Source organism: Mycobacterium sp. 852002-50816_SCH5313054-b (assembly GCF_001667185.1).
GTDB lineage: Bacteria > Actinomycetota > Actinomycetes > Mycobacteriales > Mycobacteriaceae > Mycobacterium.
Genome location: NZ_LZIC01000122.1, coordinates 1 through 3,399 on the forward strand (window position 1 = coordinate 1; position 3,399 = coordinate 3,399).

Sequence of the window (3,399 nt, forward strand, 5' to 3'; positions counted from 1 at the left end):
GCGCAACGCCTCGTCGTCCAGCCCCACCCCGCGGGGGTAGTCGATCAGGCTGTCGCGTTCGTCGACGACGAGCGTCCGGACACCTTGCAGTCCAAGGATGTTGGCCAGGGTCAGGCCCACCGGCCCGGCGCCGACGACCACCACGTCGACGTCGGTTTCTGGTGACCCTTGCCCCTTGGCGCCCATCACCGTCCCAGCAGGAAATCGAGATGCAGCCGGTTGAAGGTCTTGGCGTCCTCGTACTGCGGCCAGTGGCCGCAGCCGGGCATGACCTCGAAGCGCGCATTGGGGATCATCGAGGCGATGCGGCGCCCCTCGGTCACGTCGGCGGTCGGGTCGTCGCTCGTCCACAGCACCAGCGTGGGGGCGATGATGGCGCCGTATTCGTCCGGCCCCAGCAGGTTGCGCGCGCGAATCACGGGATCCTGCAACGCCATGATGTCGCGCATGGCCTCGACGAAGCCCGGTTGGCGGTACACGCGCTGGCGGCTGGCGACCAGATCGTCATAGTCCTTGGACTTGTCGGCCATCAGCCATTTGATCCGCGCCTGCACTGTCTCCCAGGTGGGGTTCTCGGCGGCGGCCATGGACAGCGTGATGATCCGCTGCATCACCACCGGGTCGGCCTGGGACCCCCCGGCGGTGTTGAGCACCAGCCGGTCGACGACGTCGGGATGGTCGGCCGCGGCGCGCGCGGCCACCCAGCCCCCGAGCGATTCGCCGCTCACGCAGGCGCGATCGACGCCGATGGTGCGCAGCACGGCCATCAGGTGTTCGACGTAGTGGCGAACCTCCAGCGGGTGGCCCGGCTTGTCGGTGTAGCCGTGGCCGAGCATGTCGATCGACCAGGTCCAGAAATGCTCGCCGTGCGCCGCCAGGTTGCGAACATAGGCCTCGGCGTGGCCGCCCGATCCGTGCAACAGCATCAGCACCGGCTTGCCGGGATCGCCGGCACGCAGATACCGAGTCCGCACTCCCCCCGCCTCGAGGTAGCCCTGCTCAAACGCAACGCCCTGGAGATCGCTCCATACGCTCTCGAACTCCGCCACGGTCCCTCTCTGGCCTTGAACGGTGGAAATCTTCTTCTCGATTTCGGGCTGCCTGATGTGCTAATATCGCACACTGATGTGCGATATATATAGAGCTTCGCTCTCGCGCCCAGGTCTGTCAAGGCCATGACGGGTTCTGGAGCGGGTTCTCAGACGTTGGCCCGGGGCCTCACCGCGCTGCAGATGGTGGCCGACGCCCCTGGCGGGCTGACCGTGCAACAGCTCGCCGACCAGGTCGGGGTGCACCGCACCATCGCCTACCGATTGCTGTCGACGTTGGCCCAATTCCGGTTGGTGGCCAAGGGAGAAGACGGCCGCTACCGCCCCGGGTCCGGGCTCGCCGTACTCGGCGCGTCGTTCGACCGCAACGTGCGGCAACTGAGCCTGCCGACGCTGCGCGCCCTGGCCGACGAACTCGGCACCACGGTGTCGCTGCTCATCGCCGAGGGCGACCAGCAGGTGGCGATCGCGGTGATCGTGCCCAGCCATGTCGCCTACCAACTTTCCTTCCACGAGGGCAGCCGGTATCCGCTCGACCGCGGCGCCGCCGGCATCGCCTTGCTCGCAAGCATGCCGCCGCGCCCCGGGGAACGAGACCTCGTCGCGCGCACCCGCGAACGCGGCTGGGTGACGACGTACGGGGAGATCGAACCGAACACCTACGGCCTGGCCGTGGCGGTCCGCCGCCAGGCGCCGTCCCCGCCCACGTGCATCAACCTCATCTCCCACCGGGAGGACGTCGTGCTGCGCGGCAGGGACGCGGTCGTCAAGGCGGCAAAGCAGTTGTCGGAGCTACTTAGCTGAAGGGATTGCAATCCATGTCTTGGGACCATGAAGTCGATGTCGTCGTGCTGGGCAGCGGAGCCGCCGCGCTCACGGCGGCACTGACCGCGGCGGTCGCCGGCGCCTCGGTGGAGGTCTTCGAGAAAGCGCCGACCGTCGGTGGGACCACCGCCGTGTCGGGCGGCATCGCCTGGATCCCGGCCCACAACCGTTCTCCCGAAGGGGAATTGACGGTGGCGGATGCCCTGCGCTACCTACGCGCGCAGTCACTGGGTTCGATGGACGACGCCCTGGTCGAGACGTTCGTACGCAGCGGCGCGGCGATGCTCGAGTTCGTCGAGGCGCACAGCGGCGTGCGCTTCGAGATCGCGGCCGGCTTCCCCGACTACCAGCCGGAGCTGCCGGGCGGACGCCCGACCGGGGGCCGGTCACAGAGTCCGGTTCCCTTTGACCTCACCGAGTTGGGCGAATGGGCCACGCGGATCACCTCGTTTCCGGCCGACTGGTCCAACGTCGGCTTCGACGCCGAGACCAGAGCCCGCCTGCATGCGGCGATCGACGAAAGAACCAGCCATCTGTGCGTGGCCGGCACCGCCCTGATCGCGGGCCTGCTCAAGGGTCTGCTGGACGCCGGGGTGACGGTGCGGGTGAACGCGCGTGCGGAGGAACTCGTTGCCGAGGCCGGTGAGATCACCGGCGTACGGGTGGAGCTGTCAGGCAAGAGCATGAGCGTGCGGGCCCGCCGCGGCGTCATCCTCGGCACCGGTGGCTTCGAATGGGATCCCGCTCTGGCGCAAGCCTTTCTGCGCGGTCCCATGCACGGCGCGGTCTCCCCGCCGTACAACACCGGCGACGGGCTGCGCATGGCGATGGCACACGGCGCGGACCTGGCCAACATGGGCGAAGCGTGGTGGGTGCCGATCGTGCAGATCCCCGGCGACACCATCGAAGGCAAGCCTCGCAGCCGCAGCGTCCGCCTGGAACGCACCCGCCCACGGAGCATCATCGTCAACTCCGCCGGGAGGCGCTTCGTCAACGAAGCATGCGATTACAACTCGATGGCCGGCGCGTTCCAATACCTGGATCCCCGCGGCGGCTATGTCAACGACCGCGCCTGGATGGTGTTCGATTCAGTTCACTTGCAGCGCTACGGTTTTCTGGGTGTCGAACCGGGACAGCCCGCACCGGAATGGTTCTGCGAGTCGGCGGATCTGGCCGAGTTGGCCGCCAAGACCGGCATCGACGCCGACGGCCTCGACCGCACCGTCCAGCAGTGGAACCGCCAGGTGGCCGCCGGCGCCGACCCCGACTTCGGGCGCGGCTCCAGCGCCTACGACGGCTACTGGGGCGACGACACCGCCGGCACCCTGGCCGGGAAGACCCTCGGCCCGATCGACACGGCCCCCTTCTATGCGGTGCCGGTATGCATCGGCTCCATGGGCACCAAGGGCGGACCGCGCACCGACCCCGACGGCCGCGTCCTGCACGTCAGCGGGGAGCCGATAACGGGCCTGTTCGCCGCCGGGAACGCGATGGCCGGCGTGACCGGGCGGGCCTACGGCGGCGC

4 protein-coding genes are annotated in these 3,399 nt (G+C 68.8%); 2 read left to right on the plus strand and 2 right to left on the minus strand.

The window, feature by feature from the left end; translation table 11 throughout:
• Positions 1–186: FAD-dependent monooxygenase (locus A5787_RS22070; protein ID WP_197507352.1), on the minus strand; the 186-nt coding region annotated here is incomplete at its 3' end.
• Positions 186–1,049 carry an alpha/beta fold hydrolase gene (locus A5787_RS22075; protein ID WP_066970988.1) on the minus strand — a complete coding sequence of 288 codons (864 nt, stop codon included), beginning with the start codon at positions 1,047–1,049 and terminating at the stop codon, positions 186–188. The genes A5787_RS22075 and A5787_RS22070, both read right to left, overlap by 1 nt.
• Positions 1,050–1,175: 126 nt before the next feature.
• Here A5787_RS22075 and A5787_RS22080 point away from each other — a divergent pair, with 126 nt between their 5' ends.
• Together A5787_RS22080 and A5787_RS22085 are read left to right on the plus strand one after the other, a co-directional pair.
• Entirely contained in the window at positions 1,176–1,853 is a 678-nt protein-coding gene (locus tag A5787_RS22080) for an IclR family transcriptional regulator (protein ID WP_066970990.1), read from the plus strand.
• 14 nt (positions 1,854–1,867) lie between these two features.
• Positions 1,868–3,399: FAD-dependent oxidoreductase (locus A5787_RS22085; RefSeq protein WP_066970991.1), on the plus strand; the 1,532-nt coding region annotated here is incomplete at its 3' end.

Coding starts and splice junctions, on each gene's coding strand:
- A5787_RS22080 (WP_066970990.1), top strand. CDS start 1,176: ATGACGGGTTCTGGAGCGGGTTCTCAGACGTTGGCCCGGGGCCTCACC.